Origin of the sequence: Enterobacter sp. MGH 4 (assembly GCF_000534735.1) — a bacterium.
GTDB classification, from domain to species: domain Bacteria; phylum Pseudomonadota; class Gammaproteobacteria; order Enterobacterales; family Enterobacteriaceae; genus Enterobacter; species Enterobacter intestinihominis.
This window is the reverse complement of sequence record NZ_KI973289.1, coordinates 2,299,493-2,316,573: the sequence shown is the minus strand read 5'-3', so window position 1 is coordinate 2,316,573 and position 17,081 is coordinate 2,299,493. Positions and strand designations below refer to the sequence as shown.

The window sequence follows — 17,081 nt, the reverse complement described above, 5'->3', positions numbered from 1 at the left end:
AGTGCGCAAAGTATTATGATAAAATCCGCCCCCCTGCGGGGCCAAATGAACCCGTAAAGGAAGAGTATGAACATTATTGAAGCTGCTGTAGCTACCCCGGACGCTCGCGTCGCCATCACCATTGCGCGTTTCAACAACTTCATCAACGACAGCCTGCTGGAAGGTGCGGTTGACGCCCTGAAACGTATCGGCCAGGTTAAAGATGACAACATTACCGTCGTTTGGGTACCAGGTGCTTACGAACTGCCACTGGCAGCGGGCGCGCTGGCGAAAACCGGTAAATACGACGCGGTGATTGCACTGGGTACTGTTATTCGTGGCGGCACTGCGCACTTCGAATACGTTGCGGGCGGTGCAAGCAATGGTCTGGCGCACGTTGCACAGGATGCTGAAATTCCTGTCGCGTTCGGCGTACTGACTACCGAAAGTATTGAACAAGCCATCGAACGTGCTGGCACCAAAGCCGGTAACAAAGGTGCAGAAGCTGCACTGACCGCGCTTGAAATGATCAATGTATTGAAAGCCATCAAGGCCTGATTTTTTTGTAAGGGGAATTCCGTGAAACCTGCTGCTCGTCGCCGCGCCCGTGAATGTGCCGTCCAGGCACTTTACTCCTGGCAGTTGTCCCAGAACGACATCGCTGATGTTGAATACCAGTTCCTGTCAGAACAGGACGTGAAAGACGTTGACGTTCTGTACTTCCGTGAACTGCTGTCGGGAGTGGCGACTAATAGCGCGTATCTCGATGGTCTGATGAAGCCATACCTGTCCCGTCTGCTCGAAGAGCTGGGCCAGGTCGAAAAAGCAGTGTTGCGTATCGCGCTGTTTGAGCTGTCTAAACGTGATGATGTGCCGTACAAAGTGGCCATCAACGAAGCGATCGAACTGGCAAAAACCTTCGGCGCTGAAGACAGCCACAAGTTTGTAAACGGCGTGCTGGATAAAGCCGCACCTGCGATCCGTCCCCACAAAAAGTGATCCGCAAACCGGAGTCTTGCATTGCCTTTTTGGCAGTGCGGCTCCGGTTTTTTCTTTTATTTGCTGAGGCATAACGTATGGCATGCGGCGAATTCTCCCTGATTGCCCGTTATTTCGACCGTGTCAGAACCTCTCGTCTTGATGTTGAAACCGGCATTGGCGATGACTGCGCACTTCTCAATATTCCCGAAAAACAGACGCTGGCAATCAGCACCGACACCTTAGTATGTGGGCGTCACTTCCTGCCCGTTATCGATCCTGCCGACCTGGCGTATAAGGCGCTGGCGGTAAACGTTAGCGATCTGGCGGCAATGGGCGCCGACCCGGCCTGGCTGACGCTGGCTCTGACCCTGCCGGAGGTGGATGAAGCCTGGCTTGAAGCCTTCAGCGATGCCTTGTTTGAACAGCTGAATTATTACGATATGCAGCTGATTGGCGGTGATACCACCGCCGGGCCGCTGTCGATGACCCTGGCAATCCACGGCTATGTGCCAGCGGGGCGCGCGCTGAAGCGTTCGGGCGCAAAACCGGGCGACTGGATCTACGTGACCGGTACGCCGGGGGATAGCGCGGCCGGGCTGGCGATCCTTCAGAACCGTTTAGCAGTTGAAGATGCTGACGATGCGGCGTACCTGGTGAAGCGCCACCTGCGGCCCACACCGCGTATTTTGCACGGTCAGGCGCTGCGCGAGCGGGCCAGTTCTGCTATCGATCTCTCTGACGGGTTAATCTCCGATCTCGGCCATATCCTGAAGGCCAGTGGCGTGGGCGCACGGATCGATCTGGATCTGTTCCCACTGTCAGAGCCGTTGCGTCGCCATGCCGAGCCTGAACAGGCGCTGCGCTGGGCACTATCCGGTGGGGAAGATTATGAGCTGTGCTTTACCGTTCCCGAGCTGAATCGCGGGACGCTGGATGTGGCGTTAGCGCATCTGGGGGCGAAATTTACCTGCATCGGGCAGGTGATGCCGGAAAGTGAAGGGCTGCTGTTTGTCCGCGACGGTGCCCCGGTTACGCTTGACTGGAAAGGGTACGATCACTTCGCGTAATTTTGTGCGCTCTGTATTGCCGGGTGGCGCTGCGCTTACCCGGCCTACGGATTTTGTTCCCTGAATTGTTTATTTAAACCCTACCACCGGATGTTGCTGATACGGCGTCTCCAGCTCGGCAATCTGCTCCGGCGTCAACGATAAGTCCACCGCACTCAACAACTCGTCCAGCTGTTCTTCCCGCGATGTGCCCACAATCGGCGCGGCGACACCGCGCTTGCTCAGCAGCCACGCCAGCGCTACCTGTGCGCGCGTTGCACCGATATCGTCGGCGATCCCGGCTAATCGTTCGGCAATTAACGCATCGCTGGCTTCTGTATCGTCATACAGATTTTTACCTACTTCATCCGATACCAGCCGGGCGGTAGTTTCACCCCACGGACGGGTTAACCTTCCGCGCGCCAGCGGGCTCCACGGAATCACCGCCACGCCTTCCTGGTAGCAGAGCGGCAGCATCTCGCGTTCTTCTTCCCGGTAAATCAGGTTGTAGTGATCCTGCATAGTGACAAAGCGCGCCCAGCCGTTCTGCGCCTGGAGATCGAGCGCCTGAGCAAACTGTGAGGCATGCATGGACGATGCGCCGATGTAGCGCGCTTTACCGGCTTTCACGACGTCGTTCAACGCTTCAAGCGTCTCTTCGATCGGCGTGTTGTAATCCCAGCGGTGAATTTGCAGCAGGTCGACGTAATCCATGTTCAGGCGTCTGAGGCTGTCATCAATGGAGCGCAGGATCTGTGCGCGAGAAAGGCCTTCCGCCAGATCGCCTGACGGGTAATACACCTTGGTGGCGACCACAATCTCATCCCGACGGGCAAAATCTCGCAGGGCGCGGCCCACAATCTCTTCGCTGCTGCCGTCGGAGTAGCTGTTGGCGGTATCGAAGAAGTTGATGCCGCCGTCAATGGCGCGCTTAATGATAGGGCGGCTGCTCTCTTCCGGCAGCGTCCAGGCGTGATTTCCCCGGTCAGGCTCGCCAAACGTCATGCAGCCCAGGCAAAGCCGGGACACCTTGAGGTCTGTTTTTCCTAATGTCGTGTATTGCATGGTTCCGCTCCTGCTGTTTAAACAATACGTTTAAGCATAGCAGGAGCAGAAAAGGGGAGGGATCAGGCCAGCCAGGTGCGGATTTTAGCTTCGATACCGACGGCGTCCAGGCCAATGTCGGCGCGCGCCTCGTCCTGAGTGCCTTGCGGGATGAAGTGGTCCGGCAGGCCGAGATTAAGCACCGGAACGACTTTACGGTTCGCCATCAGCACTTCGTTCACACCGCTACCCGCGCCACCCATGATGGCGTTCTCTTCCAGCGTGACCAGCACCTCATGGCTTTCCGCCATGCTCAGAATCAGAGATTCATCGAGCGGCTTCACAAATCGCATATCGACGAGCGTCGCATTCAGGGTTTCAGCGACTTTTGCCGCTTCCGGCATCAGCGTACCAAAGTTCAGGATCGCCACTTTTTCACCGCGACGTTTCACCAGACCTTTACCGATGTCCAGTTTTTCCAGCGGCCGTAATTCAACGCCAAGGGCATTGCCGCGTGGATAACGTACCGCACAGGGACCGTCCTGATAGTGGTAACCGGTATACAGCATCTGACGACACTCGTTTTCGTCGCTTGGCGTCATGATCACCATGTCCGGGATGCAGCGCAGGAAGGAGAGGTCAAATGCGCCCTGGTGCGTCTGGCCGTCAGCCCCCACGATGCCCGCACGGTCGATAGCAAACAGCACCGGCAGCTTCTGGATGGCAACGTCATGGATCACCTGATCGTAGGCGCGTTGCAGGAAGGTAGAGTAAATCGCTACCACCGGCTTGTAGCCGCCAATCGCCAGGCCCGCTGCGAAGGTTACCGCGTGCTGCTCGGCAATGGCGACGTCGAAATACTGGTCCGGGTATTTTTTGGAAAACTCGACCATGCCGGAGCCTTCACGCATGGCAGGCGTCACCGCCATCAGCGTGTTGTCTTTCGCCGCCGTTTCGCACAGCCAGTCGCCAAAGATTTTTGAGTAGCTCGGCATCCCGCCGCTGCTTTTCGGCAGACAACCGCTGGTATGGTCGAACTTGGGCACCGCGTGGAAGGTGATCGGATCTTTTTCCGCCGGTTCGTAACCACGCCCTTTTTTGGTCATGATATGCAGGAACTGCGGGCCTTTCAGGTCGCGCATGTTTTTAAGCGTCGTCACCAGACCTAACACATCGTGGCCGTCCACCGGGCCAATATAGTTAAAGCCCAGCTCTTCAAACAGCGTACCCGGCACGACCATGCCTTTGATATGTTCTTCGGTACGCTTAAGCAGCTCTTTGATCGGCGGTACGCCGGAGAAGACTTTTTTCCCGCCTTCGCGCAGTGAGGAGTAAAGCTTACCGGACAGCAGCTGCGCCAGATGGTTATTCAGCGCGCCGACGTTCTCGGAGATCGACATTTCGTTATCGTTGAGGATCACCAGCATGTCCGGTTTGATATCGCCCGCGTGGTTCATGGCCTCAAAAGCCATCCCGGCGGTGATCGCCCCGTCACCAATCACGCAGACGGTACGGCGTTGCTTATTCTCTTTTTCGGCGGCAACGGCAATCCCGATGCCTGCGGAAATGGAGGTGGAAGAGTGGCCGACGCTTAACACGTCAAACTCGCTCTCGCCGCGCCACGGGAACGGATGCAGGCCGCCTTTCTGGCGAATGGTGCCAATCTTATCGCGACGTCCGGTCAGAATTTTGTGCGGATAGGCCTGGTGGCCAACATCCCAGATCAGCTGATCGAACGGCGTGTTATAGACGTAATGCAACGCCACGGTCAGCTCAACCGTGCCAAGTCCGGAGGCGAAGTGGCCGCTGGAGCGGCTAACGCTGTCGAGCAGGTAGCGACGCAGCTCGTCACACAGCTTCGGCAGACTCTCTTTCGGCAACAGACGTAACTCCTGAGTGGAGTCAACTAACGCCAGTGTCGGGTATTTGGCAATATCAAAACTCATCAAAGGCTCATCGAGATATATAGTTTATTTATTACGCTGGATTATGTAGTCCGCTAGCGCTTCCAGTGCCGAGGTATCCAGCGATTGCGCGGCCAGCTCATTCAGTGACCGGCGGGCATCGTCTATCAGATCCCGGGCTTTACGTTGGGCATGCTCAAGGCCCAACAGGGCGGGGTAGGTACTTTTGCCAAGCTGCTGATCCGCACCCTGACGTTTTCCCAATGTTGCAGTATCGCCCACCACATCCAGAATGTCATCCTGAACCTGGAATGCCAGACCGATACTTTCTGCGTATCTGTCCAGAATCGGCAGGGCTTTGCGCCCGCGTTCACCCGCGCTCAGTGCGCCCAGACGAACGGCTGCCCGAATCAGGGCGCCCGTTTTGTGACGGTGGATGCGCTCCAGCTGTTCCAGAGTTACCTGACGACCTTCAGCCTCTAAATCCAGCGCCTGGCCGCCGCACATCCCGGCGACGCCGCTGGCCATTGCCAGTTCGGACACCATTGCCAGACGATCGCGATCGCTCACTTCAACCATCGGCGCATCGCTCAGAATAGAGAACGCCAGGGTTTGCAGCGCATCACCCGCCAGAATGGCATTCGCTTCGCCGAACTTAATGTGGCAGGTCGGCTGACCGCGACGCAGATCGTCATCGTCCATGGCCGGCAAATCATCGTGGATCAGCGAATAGGCGTGGATACACTCCACGGCGGCTGCCGGGGCGTCCAGCGTGTTATCGCTGATACCGAACATGTTGCCCGTGGCATACACCAGGAACGGACGCAGGCGTTTACCCCCCAAGAGTGCGCCATAGTGCATGGCTTCAACCAGAGGAGTGTTCTGAAAAGGCTGCGGCTCAATGAAACGGCGCAGCGCGTCGTTGGCGCGGATGACGCGCGCCTGAAGCGCGTTGGAGAAATCCATTTACTCGGCGTCCGGTGTGAATGGCGTGGTTTTAGCGTCTTCGCTGTCGGAAAGCAGGATCTGCACACGCTGCTCGGCCTGCTGGAGTTTTACCTGCCCCTGGCGCGCGAGCTGCACGCCGCGTTCAAATTCGTTGAGCGCGTCTTCCAGCGGGAGATCGCCGCTCTCAAGACGGGTAACGATCTGCTCCAGTTCACTCAGCGCAGTTTCGAAACTGGCCGGTGCGTCGTTTTTCTTCGGCATAGTGAATTGACTCTTAAATTTTTCGCCCTGACATGGTAACGGACTCGGGGCAATTATCAAATAACGCGAGTGGCGCGATGGTGGTATACTTGCGCGCCTGGATGCAGCCACGGGTGTGGGCTGCTGTATCATTTTCCACTACAAGCCTTTATAAGCTTGCCTAAGAAACATTGCCGCCATGAAGTTTATCATTAAATTGTTCCCTGAAATCACCATCAAAAGCCAATCCGTGCGTTTGCGCTTTATTAAAATTCTCACCGGGAACATTCGTAACGTATTAAAACACTACGACGAAACGCTCGCCGTGGTGCGTCACTGGGACCACGTTGAAGTCCGCGCGAAAGACGAAAACAAACGTCTTGATATTCGCGACGCGCTGACCCGTATCCCGGGTATTCACCATATTCTGGAAGTGGAAGACGTTCCCTTCACCGATATGCACGATATCTTCGAAAAGGCGCTGGTACAGTACCGCGATCAGATCGAAGGGAAAACGTTCTGCGTACGCGTGAAGCGCCGTGGTAAGCATGAGTTTAGCTCCATTGACGTTGAGCGCTATGTCGGCGGCGGTCTGAACCAGCACGTTGAGACGGCGCGCGTGCGCCTGACTAATCCGGACGTTACCGTTAATCTTGAGATCGAAAACGATCGCCTGCTGCTGGTTAAGGGCCGTTATGAAGGTATTGGCGGCTTCCCGATCGGCACGCAAGAAGATGTGCTGTCGCTGATCTCCGGCGGGTTCGACTCCGGCGTTTCCAGCTATATGCTGATGCGTCGCGGCTGCCGCGTGCACTACTGCTTCTTTAATCTGGGCGGCGCGGCGCACGAAATCGGCGTACGTCAGGTGGCGCATTACCTGTGGAACCGTTTCGGCAGCTCTCACCGCGTGCGTTTCGTGGCGATCAACTTTGAGCCAGTGGTTGGCGAAATTCTTGAGAAAGTGGATGACGGCCAGATGGGCGTGGTCCTGAAACGTATGATGGTGCGTGCGGCGTCCAAAGTGGCTGAGCGCTACGGCGTGCAAGCGCTGGTCACCGGTGAAGCACTGGGGCAGGTCTCCAGCCAGACGCTGACCAACCTGCGCCTTATCGACAACGTGTCTGATACGCTGATCCTGCGTCCGCTGATCTCTCACGATAAAGAGCACATCATCGATCTGGCGCGTAAAATCGGTACTGAAGATTTTGCCCGCACCATGCCGGAATATTGCGGCGTGATCTCAAAAAGTCCAACCATTAAAGCGGTGAAGGCGAAGATCGAAGCGGAAGAAGAGAACTTCGATTTCAGCATCCTGGAAAAAGTGGTGGCGGAAGCGTCCAACATCGATATCCGTGAGATCGCCCAGCAGACCGAGCAGGACGTGGTTGAGGTGGAGACGGTCAGCGGCTTCGGTGCTAACGATACGATTCTGGATATTCGTTCTGTTGATGAGCAGGATGACAAGCCGTTGCAGGTGGAAGGCGTGGAGGTGGTTTCGCTGCCGTTCTACAAACTGAGCACCCAGTTTGGCGATCTCGACCAGAGCAAAACGTATCTGCTGTGGTGCGAACGTGGGGTCATGAGCCGTTTACAGGCGCTGTACCTGCGCGAGCAGGGCTTCGCGAACGTGAAGGTGTATCGCCCGTAGCCTATTGCCCGGCGGCGCTTCTGTATGACCGGATACATAGGTAACAGATCAGACCGGGAACATAGGTAACACTTTTCAGTCTATCCGGAGCACACTCTGGGTTTTTCGGTCGTAGTACGCAAGCGTTATTCCATTAAAGATGATGGCCTCCAGGCCATCATCTTGTTCTTCCAGCATGATGTACTCATCAGTCAGCGCTTCACTCAGGAACACCGTCCCCTTTTTCCCCATATAGAGTGTCCCCCTTGATTTCACCCTGTAGACCGTACCTCCTTCCGGATAAGCATATTCAGGAACCCTGCCATCCCAGTGCCGGCCTGAGGGGTGCCATACCGTTCCGGGCGTTGCACCCGCCAGGGCTTCATGCGGCCTTTCGTAGTTAAACTCTTCCCGGTAGCCACTGAACCACCGCTGTTGTTCTTCCATCGTCATAAATATGTTGCCCTGTTTTACTGCACTTTTCAGCGAACGATGCATTCGCTCATGACGGCCGTTTTCTTCCGGATGCCCCTTTCTGATGCGTTCCGGTCTGATGCCCAGCTTTATCAGCCAGACTGCAAGGCGACTTAACCCGGCGATACCTGTTCCTGCGAAAGGCTGACCATTATCCGTTCTCAGGACTTCCGGCAGACCGTACTCCAGGAACGCATCCGTCAGGCACTGCCTGACGAAGGGCTCGCTCTCCCGGTCTGCTCCCCGGCAGCTCAGAAGATACCGGCTGTGATTGTCGGTGAGGGTGAAGGGATGACAGTATTTCCGGCTCAGCAGCCTGAACTTGCCTTTAAAATCAGCGCTCCAGACCTGATTGTTCTCACTGATGATGGTCAGGGGCTGGCGATTGCCCGGGGTTCTGCGTTTTCGCTTTTTATCCGGAACCAGGCCTTCACGCTTGAGGATATCGCCGATAGTACTGGCAGCGGGGACGGTAAAATCGACGTGATGATTGAGCAGCCACATCCGCAGTTTTTTGGGGCCCCAGTCAGGGTGTTTTTGCCTCAGGGCCGTAAGCTGCCCGGCGATATCATCAGGAACTGTCCGGGAGTGGGAGTGCGGAGCACGCGACCGGTCAGAGAGAGATGACAGGTCAGAGGGGTCAAAACGCTGAAGCCATTTGTAACCGGTTTTTCGACTGATGCCGAAGAGACGGCAGAGGGCAGAAAAAGAATCCGTACCTGCATGGCAGGCACGGATAAAATCAAGGCGTTGCATAGGTCGGGTCTCAGTCCAGGGCATAGCGAGTCTCCTCTTCTATGCCAGTTATAACTGTTACCCATGTATCCGGTCTAAAGTGTTACCCATGTTTCCGGTTCATACCCTTCGCTTACCGGGCCTACGGTACCGTACACTTGTAGGCCGGGTAAGGCGTAGCCGCCACCCGGCTTTTTTTACTCGTAGTAGTTATAAATCCCTGCCGCCATCACCAGCGATGACGCCACTTCGTACGCTTTTTCGCGCCCGACCAGCAGGTCAATAATCTTCAGGCCAAAATCAATGGCGGTACCCGGCCCCTGGCTGGTGAGCAGGTTAACGCGCGGATCCCAGACCACGCGTTTATCCACCCACTGGTCTTCCGGAATCGTATCCTTCAGGCCTGGGAAGCCGGTCATATTGCCGATGGGGAAAATGTCGTGCGGAACCAGTACCGTACCTGCGGCCGCACAGATTGCCGCGACGATACGCCCGGAAAGATGAAACTGACGAACGGTTTCAACCAGCAGCGGGCTGTCGCGGAAACACTCCGCGCCCTTCAGACCGCCCGGCAGCACGATAATGTCGTAATCACCGTCCGCCACCTGTACAAGCGGTGCATCTGCCAGGATCTTGACTCCACGCGAGCAGGTAATCGCCAGACTTCCGTCGCTGGCGACGCTGGCGGTGGTAACCTTAATACCACCACGTACCATCAAATCAATGGTGGTGACCGCTTCTGTCTCTTCGCTACCAGGGGCGAGGCATACCAGTGCCGATGCGCTCATACTCACTCTCCTTTCGTTTTACTAACTCAAACAGACGGCTGTTTTCCGCAACGGTAATGCCGTGTGCCCGGGCGCGTTTTAACAGATAACCGGTAATGTAATCAATTTCGGTATGCCGCATAGCCCGGATATCCTGCAGCATTGAGGAGATATTTTCTGCCGTACTCTCAATGACCTGGTCGACATAATAACGTAAATCAGACTCTGAGGTGTGGTAGCCTTCGCGTTCAATGACGGCGGCAACTTCTCGGCAAATCAGCGCTAACCGATCGGGATGCTGGCGCAGATCACCGTTAGGGCAATCCAGCAGGGCAGTCAGCGGATTGATCGCGCAGTTGACCGCCAGTTTGCGCCACAGTTCTGCGCGAATGTTATTGTGCCAGGCGACGTCAGGCAGCGTGCTTTGCAGGGTATCCGCAAGATAGCTGTAATCGCCGGGCTGTTCACGCGCCGGGCCGATATGGGTGATGCCACTGGCAACATGAATAATGACGTTACCGTCGCGGCGTGCCGCGTGGGTGGTTGTTCCCATCAGCAGCGGTTGCCGGACAGACTTTAGCTCTTCAATGGTACCCATACCGTTGTGAATAAGCAGGACTGGCGTGCTTTCAGGTAATTGGGCGGCCAGGCTTTTCACCGCATCGGAGACCTGCCAGGCCTTCAGCGTGACCAGCAGCAGATCGCTGCTCGCGAGAAATTCCGGATCGTTTGCCGTCAAAGACTCGTTAAAAATTGAACCGTCTGTACCCATCACATTCACACTGCAATAGGGTTGGGGAATTCGCAGCCAGCCCTGAACGTCGTGTCCCTGTTTGCATAGCGCGCTAAGCCAGAGTTGACCAAGGGCGCCGCATCCAAGCACTGTTACTTTCATTGTTCCTCCTCACCTGCAACTGCGCCAGGTGCTAAGACGCTAAGTATAGCGCCATCAGCTAAGCTTCTCGTTATGCCTCGTTGCAGGTATTATGCAACGCAACAAAAATGAAGGGAGAAGAAAAGATGCCATCTTTCGATATTGTTTCTGAAGTTGATCTGCAGGAAGCGCGTAACGGCGTAGATAATGCTATTCGTGAAGTGGAGTCACGTTTCGATTTTCGTGGCGTTGAGGCGACCATTGAACTGAACGACGCGAACAAGACAATCAAAGTCCTGAGTGAGTCTGATTTCCAGGTCAACCAACTGCTGGATATCCTGCGCGCCAAGCTGCTCAAGCGCGGCATTGAAGGGACCTCACTTGATGTACCGGAAGATTTTGTTCACAGCGGCAAAACCTGGTTTGTAGAAGCGAAGCTGAAGCAGGGGATTGAAAGCGCGGTACAGAAAAAAATCGTTAAGCTTATCAAAGACAGTAAGCTGAAAGTGCAGGCGCAGATCCAGGGGGAAGAGATCCGCGTGACCGGAAAATCCCGTGATGACCTGCAATCCGTGATGGCGCTGGTGCGTGGCGGCGATCTCGGTCAGCCATTCCAGTTTAAAAACTTCCGCGATTAAGACAATTATGCCCGGCTAAACCGGGCATTTTTTCAGGCCTTCAGCGCCTGCTCTACCTCAAAGCGGTTAGTCACTTTGCTGTCAATTTTGACATACGCACTGCGCTCTTCCGGGACAATCAGCACTTCGCTCACGCCCTCTGTCGCTTCCAGACGCTGTTGTAACGCGTCACCGATTGCCACGTCATCGGGAATTTCTACCCGCAGGCTACTCACATAGCGCGGCTCTTTCATGGTGCTGGCAACAAACAGCCAGAGCATCGCCAGCAGCGCACCGGCGAGGAACACGGTCTGAGAATCAAAAAGACCGTCCACCCAGCCGCCGAGGGACCCGCCGATCGCCACGCCGAGAAACTGGCTGGTGGAGTAAATGCCCATCGCGGTGCCTTTGTATCCTGCCGGAGACTCTTTGCTGATAAGCGACGGCAGCAGGGCTTCCATCAGATTAAACGCCAGGAAGAACAGCTGTACGCCTGCGATCAGCTCCCAGAAATGTGGGCCGGCGCCCCACAGCACAATCTCGGCAATCAACAGTAACGCCACGCAGCCCACGAAGACGCGTTTCATTTTGCGCTTCACTTCGGCGTAAATAATGAAGGGCACAACGGAGACAAACGAGATCAGCATTGTGACCAGATAAATTTTCCAGTGCTCTGCCGCCGGGAAACCTGCTGCGGCAAGTTGACCGGGCAGGGCGACAAAGGTGGACATCAGCAGAATGTGCAGGCACATAATGCCGAAGTTCAGCTTAAGCAGGCGCGGCTCGACGATGACTTTGCTGAAGCAGCCTTTGACCATCCCGGATTCACGGTTCAGGACATGGTTTTTACTGTCCGGCACAACCCACAGCGTGAGTGCGATCCCGATGGTTGCCAGCACGGCTATCATCCAGAACAGGGCGTGCAGGCCGAGTGAATGGGTAATAATCGGCCCCAGCACCATGGCAATGGCAAACGTGACGCCGAAGCTGACGCCAATAAACGCCATGGCTTTGGTGCGGTTTTGCTCGCGGGTTAAGTCTGACAGCAGCGCCATCACGGCGGCGGCAATCGCCCCGGAACCTTGCAGGGCGCGGCCAAGAATAATTCCCCAGATGGAGTGGGAGAGGGCAGCGATGATGCTGCCAAGTACAAACACCAGCAGCCCGCCGACAATCAGCGGTTTGCGACCCACGCGGTCGGAGAGCAGGCCAAAGGGGATCTGGAATATCGCCTGTGCCAGGCCGTAGATACCGATCGCCAGACCAATCAGCGCTTCGCTGGCACCCTGTAACGCCATGCCATATGTGGTCAGAACGGGCAGGACCATAAACATGCCAAGCATCCGCAGCGAGAAAACAGTCCCTAAACCCCAGGTCGCACGCAGTTCACCTGGCGTCATTTTATAATCGTTCATTACCACCTCTACCAAAAAGCAGGCCATAGTTTAGGCGGGGTGATAAGTGCGGTAAATAGGTGTTTGTTTAAGAGATATTACGAGGGTGTGATAAAAGCACCCCCGGATAAAAAATTACGCCTCGACGCGCAACCCGTAGCTTTTAAATTTCTCAAGAACAATGGCAATTTCATCGTCACTGAGTACCGGAACGGGATCCACGATCGCCAGCGTGGCCAGGTAGAGTTTTGCCAGCACCTCTACCTCCTGCGCCAGCCACAGTGCCTTCTCAAGATTTTCTTCGCAGGTGATCAGGCCGTGGTGCTGTAATAGCGTCGCTTTGCGATCGCGTAACGCGACCGCGACATGCTCTGACAGCGCGCGCGTCCCGAAGGTCGCGTAAGGCGCGCAGGGAATGGAGTTTCCCCCGGCGGCGGCAATCATATAGTGAATAGCAGGAATGGGGCGGTTGAGTATCGAGACGGCGGTACAGTTAACCGCATGGTTATGGACGACGGCGTTAGCATCCGGGCGGGTCTGATACACAACCTGATGAAAACGCCATTCGCTGGAGGGCAGTTTATCCTCTTCGTGTCGCCCCTGTGCATCGACATAGACGATACTCTCTTCGGTCAGATGCTCGTAGGGAATTCCGGTCGGCGTAATCAGCATACCGTCGCGATAGCGAACGCTGATATTCCCGGCGGTGCCCTGATTTAATCCCATGCGGGTCATCTCAAGGCAGGTGTCGATAATGTCTCTGGCTAATCGGGCTCGTTCCATTTTTTTTCTCCGGGTACAGTTTTATTTTTACTGGCGGGAACGTTTGACCAGCTTCATATCGACTTTCGCCGTCTCGTTGACCGCTTCGCCGTCGATGGCTCGCTGCATCAGTTCAAACGCTTTTTCCGCCCAGGTATCTTCATCCTGCTGCATGGACCAGACGCTGTTAGGCAGGAACCCCAGCATGGGGTGCTCATCGAAGGTGCCAATATTGATGTGTTGAGGCACGGTACCGGTACGCGTCCGCAGGGCTTCGATTGCCCCTTCCAGGACGGGTAACGATGAGGCGATAAACGCCTGCGGAACACCCTGGCTGTCGATAAGCGAATCCATCAGGGCATATCCCCCCTCCGGCGTATTGTCCGGCCCTTCGATGACCCACTCGCGATGGTGAATACCGGCTGTTTTCAGGGCCTGCAAATAGCCGTTCAGACGGTCCGTAATGCTGGGCAGTGCGGTATCGCCCACAAGGAACCAGAGCGGCGTTTTGCACTCTTCCAGCATATTGCGGGCCAGTTCATCCCCCCCAGCCTCGTTATGACTCTCTACCAGCGCGTTGTCAGTAAAGCCAAAATCCCGGTCGAGGAGCACCAGTGGCTTTTGGATCTGCCGCAAATGATGCTGCTGATTTTCCAGCGTTGAGGGAACGATAAATAAGCCGTCCACGTTGCGCGCCATCAGAGCTTTTACCAGCTTGTTTTCGTAATCCACATCGTTGTAAGTACAGCTGATCATCAGTTGGTAACCCGAACGGCGACAGCGCAGTTCGAGTTTCTCGGCGAGCGTTGCAAAGAACACGTTTGAGATGTTGGGCACGATGAGCCCCAGCGTCTCGGTTTTGTTTAACTTCAGACTGCGCGCCGAATGGTTGAGGGTATAGCCGAAGCGCTCGACGAGTTCATTAATTCGGGACTGTGTTTTCACACTGATCCGATACTGTTCGGCTTTCCCGCTCAGTACCAGCCGCACGGTGGTGACGGATAAATTCAGATCCTTCGCTATCTGTTCAACTGTTTTGGCCATCGCTACGCCTCAATCCTTAACGTACGTAAAAACTGCTGATAAAGCATACGCATCCTGCCATTACATTTCCTGCTGCATCAGGAGATTAAGCGCCTGTTGCTGGGTCCACAGCATCAGGTACGCCTCATATTTTTGCCGGTGGAAGGCCGCGGTTTCCGGCCGACAGGTGATGATATCGCCGGCTTTGACCATTTCCCGGGTGGCGTCGGTAAGCGTTGCCCATGCACCGCTCGCCACAGCGCCGCAAATGGCCGCGCCGAGAGTGACCGCATCTTCTTCGGCTAAAAGGTGAATATCGCAGCCTGTGGCATCGGCATACTCCCGCAGCCAGAGCCGGTTATGAGTAGCCCCACCACAAATGACAATGCGCGACAAGGTGTGCCCATGATGTTTCAGAGTATCCATAATGTGTCGTGTGCCGTAGGCAATGGCCTGTAGCGTGGCCAGATAGAGCCTCGCCAGCGCGCGCTCACCGGTCTCTAATGTCAGACCGACAACGCTGCCCCGGGCATCAGGACGCGAACGCGGCGAGCGGTTGCCGTGGTGATCGGCCAGAATGTGCAGGTTGCGGGTGGGATATTTTTCTTCCTGTTCAAGTGCGGCTACCCAGTCGTTGAGTAATGCCACCGGATGGCATTGCGCCGCTTCTGCTTTTGCAAACAGCTCTGCGCTGACTCCGTGCTCGCGCAACGTCCAGTCGACCAGCGCCCCGGCAGCACTTTGCCCGCCTTCCGTCAGCCAGTAGCCCGGCAGCATGGCGCTCCAGTAAGGTCCCCAGACGCCGGGCGTATGGATCTCCGTCTGACTGGCAAGCATATGGCAGTTCGAGGTTCCGCTGATGAGCGCCAGCGTGCCTTCCGGGTGTGAGCCCGTCAGCGCCACGCCACCCGCGTGGGCATCGATCATGCCGCTTGCCACAACCACTTCTTCGGACAAACCCAGAGCTTGCGCTGCCTGCGGGCTAAGTTTCCCGACGCATTCAGCGACGTCCAGAATAGTGCCGGGAATTTTTGTCAGTAAGTTTTCCAGCCCCACCGCTCTGAGCAGCGATTCGCTGAACTGCGCCTCATGCGCAAGGTAGTTCCATTTGCAGGTGAGGGTGCACAGGCTGGCGACGTCCTGGCCCGTCGCTTTCCAGACCAGAAAATCGGCAAGGTCGTAAAAGCGCCAGGCCTGATTCCAGGTTTCAGGATGATGCCGCTGCAACCACAGCAGTTTTGGCAACTCCATCTCGATGCTGACCTCGCCGCCCACGTAGCACAGGGCCGGATCGCGTGTGGCATTGATGTGAACGGTTTCTTCGTGAGCACGATGATCCATCCACATAATGATGTCCTGCGATGCCGGACTGTCCGGGGAGACGCTCAGGCCGTTACCGTCAGCATCCAGCGCGACCAGCGAGCACGTGGCGTCGAAGCCAATCGAACGAATGGCGTCAGGTGAAATCCCAGAGGAGTCGACGGCTTCCCGCACCACCGCACAAACCTGCTGCCAGATTTCCACAGAGGATTGTTCCACGCGCGCATTGCTGGCGTGAAACTGCGAAATCGGACGGGTCGCGAAGCTCAAACGCTCGCCTTGCGCAGAGTAAAGCCCTGCACGAACGCTGGCTGAACCTACATCTACCCCGAGGAAATAGCCGTCACTCATCATGAACTTCCTTATTTTTTACCAAACGGATGCAGCAGTTTATCAATTTCAGGCGTGTTGATATTCTGCGCATTGACATATTTCACTGGAATATCAATTTCTTTGGCCACCGTCTGTCCGGAAATCACCGCGTTCAGCGCTTTTATGCCCTGATAACCAATCTGATAGGCGTCCTGCACCACGAAGCCCTGAATCACACCGTTTTTAAGGAAGTTAATGATGGCTTCGGTGCTGTCAAAACCGATGACTTTTACTTTGCCCTTCAGATTCTGGCTGTCGATAGCGTTCGCAACGCCCAGGGTTGAGCCTTCGTTGGTGGCATAAATACCGGCGATATCCGGGTTGGCCTGAACCATATCAATGGTTTTATCCATCGCTTTTTGCGGGTCGCCATCGCTGTATTGCACCGGCAGTACCTGAATATTCGGGTACTTCTCTTTCATCCGCTCGCTGAATCCTTCAGAGCGCTCAATGGCGGACGTCGTCCCGGCTACGTGAGCGATAATACCCACTTTCCCCTTCTGGCCTACCTGCTCCGCCAGCGCATCCGCAGCCTGTGCGCCCGCCTTACGGTTATTGGTGGCGACAAAGCTGGCCGGGATATCCGAGTTCACGCCCGAGTCGAAGGTCACCACTTTGATCCCCCGGCTGTTGGCGGTTTCGACCAGCGGGGCAAGGGCGTTTGCATCAAGTGCGGCCAGCAACAGGCCGTTTGGTTTTTGTGCCATGGTGTTTTCGACTAACTGGATCTGTTCGGCGATTTGCGTTTCATCGGCAGGGCCAACGTAGCTGGTTTTGTCACCCAACTCTTTTGCGGCAGCTTCCGTTCCCATTTTGACCGTCTGCCAGAATTCGTGCTGGTAACCTTTACTGACCACCGGCAGGTTTAAATCTTTTGCCAGCGCGCTGCTGGACAGGATGGCAACGAGCGACAGGGCGCTCAGGATATGGCTGGTTTTCATTATTTTGCTCCGTTGTAGGGTTGGCAGGGCTTG

At 55.8% G+C, this 17,081-nt stretch carries 17 protein-coding genes; 5 read left to right on the top strand and 12 right to left on the bottom strand.

Features of this window, described 5'->3' with window-relative positions; translation table 11 throughout:
• Positions 1 to 66 precede the first annotated feature (66 nt).
• The 3 genes from ribE (at position 67) to thiL (ending at position 2,027) form a co-directional block, all read left to right on the top strand.
• On the top strand, positions 67 to 537 hold the full coding sequence (ribE, locus tag L350_RS11465) for a 6,7-dimethyl-8-ribityllumazine synthase (protein ID WP_003859098.1): 471 nt from the start codon (positions 67 to 69) through the stop codon (positions 535 to 537).
• A 21-nt stretch (positions 538 to 558) separates the two neighbouring features.
• Positions 559 to 978 carry a transcription antitermination factor NusB gene (gene nusB / locus L350_RS11470; RefSeq protein ID WP_006809908.1) on the top strand — a complete coding sequence of 140 codons (420 nt, stop codon included), beginning with the start codon at positions 559 to 561 and terminating at the stop codon, positions 976 to 978.
• Positions 979 to 1,055: 77 nt separating this feature from the next.
• Positions 1,056 to 2,027 carry a thiamine-phosphate kinase gene (gene thiL / locus L350_RS11475; RefSeq protein ID WP_032624759.1) on the top strand — a complete coding sequence of 324 codons (972 nt, stop codon included), beginning with the start codon at positions 1,056 to 1,058 and terminating at the stop codon, positions 2,025 to 2,027.
• A gap of 69 nt (positions 2,028 to 2,096) precedes the next feature.
• Here the strand turns inward: thiL and L350_RS11480 are convergent, their stop codons facing one another.
• From L350_RS11480 to xseB, 4 genes are all read right to left on the bottom strand, one after another.
• The gene (locus L350_RS11480; protein ID WP_032624758.1) at positions 2,097 to 3,071 is read right to left on the bottom strand and encodes an aldo/keto reductase; all 975 of its coding nucleotides are present in this window, start codon (positions 3,069 to 3,071) and stop codon (positions 2,097 to 2,099) included.
• 62 nt (positions 3,072 to 3,133) lie between these two features.
• A complete protein-coding gene (gene dxs, locus L350_RS11485) occupies positions 3,134 to 4,996 on the bottom strand; it encodes a 1-deoxy-D-xylulose-5-phosphate synthase (RefSeq protein ID WP_022647228.1) in 1,863 nt (620 codons plus the stop codon).
• Positions 4,997 to 5,020: 24 nt separating this feature from the next.
• On the bottom strand, positions 5,021 to 5,920 hold the full coding sequence (gene ispA / locus L350_RS11490) for a (2E,6E)-farnesyl diphosphate synthase (RefSeq protein ID WP_022647229.1): 900 nt from the start codon (positions 5,918 to 5,920) through the stop codon (positions 5,021 to 5,023).
• Entirely contained in the window at positions 5,921 to 6,163 is a 243-nt protein-coding gene (gene xseB / locus L350_RS11495; protein ID WP_003859094.1) for an exodeoxyribonuclease VII small subunit, read from the bottom strand.
• A 178-nt stretch (positions 6,164 to 6,341) separates the two neighbouring features.
• Here xseB and thiI point away from each other — a divergent pair, with 178 nt between their 5' ends.
• A complete protein-coding gene (thiI, locus tag L350_RS11500) occupies positions 6,342 to 7,790 on the top strand; it encodes a tRNA uracil 4-sulfurtransferase ThiI (protein WP_022647230.1) in 1,449 nt (482 codons plus the stop codon).
• A gap of 75 nt (positions 7,791 to 7,865) precedes the next feature.
• Here the strand turns inward: thiI and L350_RS11505 are convergent, their stop codons facing one another.
• The 3 genes from L350_RS11505 to panE form a co-directional block, all read right to left on the bottom strand.
• Positions 7,866 to 9,023 (bottom strand): DDE-type integrase/transposase/recombinase, encoded by a 1,158-nt coding sequence (locus L350_RS11505; RefSeq protein WP_032624508.1) that lies wholly within the window; start codon positions 9,021 to 9,023, stop codon positions 7,866 to 7,868.
• A gap of 152 nt (positions 9,024 to 9,175) precedes the next feature.
• Positions 9,176 to 9,766 (bottom strand): protein deglycase YajL, encoded by a 591-nt coding sequence (gene yajL / locus L350_RS11510; RefSeq protein ID WP_022647231.1) that lies wholly within the window; start codon positions 9,764 to 9,766, stop codon positions 9,176 to 9,178.
• Positions 9,729 to 10,640, bottom strand: coding sequence for a 2-dehydropantoate 2-reductase (gene panE, locus L350_RS11515; RefSeq protein ID WP_032624757.1), 912 nt, complete (start codon positions 10,638 to 10,640; stop codon positions 9,729 to 9,731). Before panE ends, yajL begins: the two co-directional genes overlap by 38 nt.
• A gap of 125 nt (positions 10,641 to 10,765) precedes the next feature.
• On the opposite strand from panE, the gene L350_RS11520 reads away from it, so the two are divergent.
• Entirely contained in the window at positions 10,766 to 11,257 is a 492-nt protein-coding gene (locus L350_RS11520) for a YajQ family cyclic di-GMP-binding protein (RefSeq protein WP_022647233.1), read from the top strand.
• Positions 11,258 to 11,289: 32 nt separating this feature from the next.
• Here the strand turns inward: L350_RS11520 and L350_RS11525 are convergent, their stop codons facing one another.
• The 5 genes from L350_RS11525 to L350_RS11545 all read right to left on the bottom strand — a co-directional run bounded on the left by L350_RS11525 (position 11,290) and on the right by L350_RS11545 (position 17,048).
• Positions 11,290 to 12,651, bottom strand: coding sequence for an MFS transporter (locus L350_RS11525; protein ID WP_032624756.1), 1,362 nt, complete (start codon positions 12,649 to 12,651; stop codon positions 11,290 to 11,292).
• A 114-nt stretch (positions 12,652 to 12,765) separates the two neighbouring features.
• Positions 12,766 to 13,413, bottom strand: coding sequence for an L-fuculose-phosphate aldolase (fucA, locus tag L350_RS11530; protein ID WP_017383181.1), 648 nt, complete (start codon positions 13,411 to 13,413; stop codon positions 12,766 to 12,768).
• A 27-nt stretch (positions 13,414 to 13,440) separates the two neighbouring features.
• Entirely contained in the window at positions 13,441 to 14,436 is a 996-nt protein-coding gene (locus L350_RS11535; RefSeq protein ID WP_032624755.1) for a LacI family DNA-binding transcriptional regulator, read from the bottom strand.
• Between the two features lie 60 nt (positions 14,437 to 14,496).
• Positions 14,497 to 16,086 carry an FGGY-family carbohydrate kinase gene (locus tag L350_RS11540; RefSeq protein ID WP_032624754.1) on the bottom strand — a complete coding sequence of 530 codons (1,590 nt, stop codon included), beginning with the start codon at positions 16,084 to 16,086 and terminating at the stop codon, positions 14,497 to 14,499.
• A gap of 11 nt (positions 16,087 to 16,097) precedes the next feature.
• Complete coding sequence (locus L350_RS11545) at positions 16,098 to 17,048, bottom strand: ABC transporter substrate-binding protein (RefSeq protein ID WP_000858088.1); 951 nt, start codon at positions 17,046 to 17,048, stop codon at positions 16,098 to 16,100.
• Positions 17,049 to 17,081 lie beyond the last annotated feature (33 nt).